The following is a 1,836-nucleotide window of genomic DNA, read 5'->3' on the forward strand; positions in this document are numbered from 1 at the left end:
GCGTCGGTCACTTGCTGGGGCAGGCCCAGGGCGTCGTACTGGGTGCGCTGCTGGCCGCTGTCGGGGCTGGTTTCCTGGGTTGAGTTGCCTTGGGCGTCGCGCTGGATGTGACCCAGGGCGCAGGGGATGCGTCGGAACTTGAAGCGAAATTGGGCTCTAGCGCTTGATGGGCAATAGCTGGCAGCTATCAATTTAGAAGCAAAAAACACCGGCAGACCTCATGAGCTTGGTGGATTTTGCACATCGGAGTTGAGTTCGCCATTTTTAACAATATTTCTGCGCACTTAATTCCAGTTCGCAATATCAATATCCAAACCCAATCCTGCACTGGATAGAAGATGCATCAATTCAGATGAAGCGTAAAATCCATGAAGTTCATTTTCAATAAATTTCCAGCATAAGCAAATATTTAAAGATAAAGTTTCCCGATATTTTCTCATGCAATTTATTGCCTCAATATTATTATGCAAAAACCTTTCCACCTCCTCTAATGGATAATCTGATACGCAGTATTCCTTAGAGCTCTCCCAGAGCCATCGCTCTATATCTGGCGTATCATCAAGAGGATTAATTTTTAACTTTTTCAATGTCGAGCCCGGCAAGTTCAACTCTGCATGCATCGACATTAATTTATCTCGATGCCCGCCAGCACTCAATAGGAAATATCTAGAGCCAACAGTTCGTCCTAGATTCACATTTTGCAATTCATTTTTCTGATTGTCGGTCATACTATTTCCACCTATAGCCAGTCTCTATTTTCGGCCCTTTAAATCCACACGCCCCATGATTTGCGATTTTTATAGCTCCATCTTTGCAGGCACAAATATCCCACAGTTTAATAGGCGCTCTTTTCCCTAAAAAATCCCGCTTAAAATCATGCGGATCTCCAATGCCTGCCGCCTTCAAGTGGAATTGACTGGCCGTAACACAATCATCCTCATCTTTCTTACATTTTTCGTCATCACAATCCGTCACTTCAACAATTACAGCCGCCGCACCGGCACCAGCCATTGCAGCCAGTGTTTCTGCCAATACTTTGCGGCATACCTGAATCACGATAGGTAGCAAAGGTGCAAGCGCTGGTGCTGCCAATCCTGTCGGATCGGTCAAACCCAGCGGATTCCCCTCGACATAGCTAAACCGATTCCATCCCCCTTGTAATCCAATAGGGTCACTCTGCGTGTAGCGTCCCGTCCTCGGATCGTACGAGCGGAAGTAGTTGTAATGCAACCCGCTCTCTGCGTCAAAGTACTGCCCCGGATAGCGCAGGTTGAAGCGCACGGGCGGGATGTTGGTGGCACCCGTCGTGGGGTTGGTCATTTCGTTGGTAAACCGCTGGGCCCCCAGCGTGGGCGCTTCGTCGCCATAGGGGGTGTAGGCCCATTGCCAGGCGGCCTGCCCGTCGGCCTGCGTCAGGCGCCTTGGCGTGCCCAGGTGGTCGGTGTGGATGGCGTACAGGCGCCCGTCGATCTCTGCGGCGATCGGGATGGGGCCGCTTTGTGTTGGCAGGTACAGGAACTGGCTTTGCCCTGCGCTCTGGCTGCCGCCTGTGCCGTATTCGCCCAGCAGGCTGCCTTCCTCGTCGTACACATAGGCCCAGCCCAGGTGCTCTGCATCGCTCTTGGCAGGGCTCCACAGCCGCGTGAAGAACGCGTGCAGGGTCTTGAGCAGGCCGGGGGATTCCGGCTCTTCTTCATCGTCCAGGGGGCTGTCGGTTGGTGTGCCCTTGCCGCTGGCTGCGGCAAACAATGGCTCGGTCTTGAACACGCGCTGGCCCAGGGCGTTGTGGGCGTATTTGGTGGTGGGTGCGTCCGGGCCCTGGCCCGTCTGGCTGCT

At 53.1% G+C, this 1,836-nt stretch carries 3 protein-coding genes; all 3 read right to left on the minus strand.

Features of this window, described 5'->3' with window-relative positions; translation table 11 throughout:
• Positions 1-209 (minus strand): RHS repeat domain-containing protein (locus tag D8S75_RS17810; RefSeq protein WP_232829095.1); only part of this gene is annotated, 209 nt, incomplete at its 3' end.
• Between the two features lie 75 nt (positions 210-284).
• Positions 285-728, minus strand: a complete 444-nt coding sequence (locus D8S75_RS17535; protein WP_157982678.1) for a hypothetical protein — start codon at positions 726-728, stop codon at positions 285-287.
• Position 729: 1 nt separating this feature from the next.
• A partial coding sequence (locus D8S75_RS17205; RefSeq protein ID WP_232829096.1) for an RHS repeat domain-containing protein occupies positions 730-1,836 on the minus strand: 1,107 nt, incomplete at its 5' end.

This window comes from Simplicispira lacusdiani (genome assembly GCF_003604195.1).
GTDB classification, from domain to species: Bacteria; Pseudomonadota; Gammaproteobacteria; order Burkholderiales; family Burkholderiaceae_C; genus Simplicispira; species Simplicispira lacusdiani.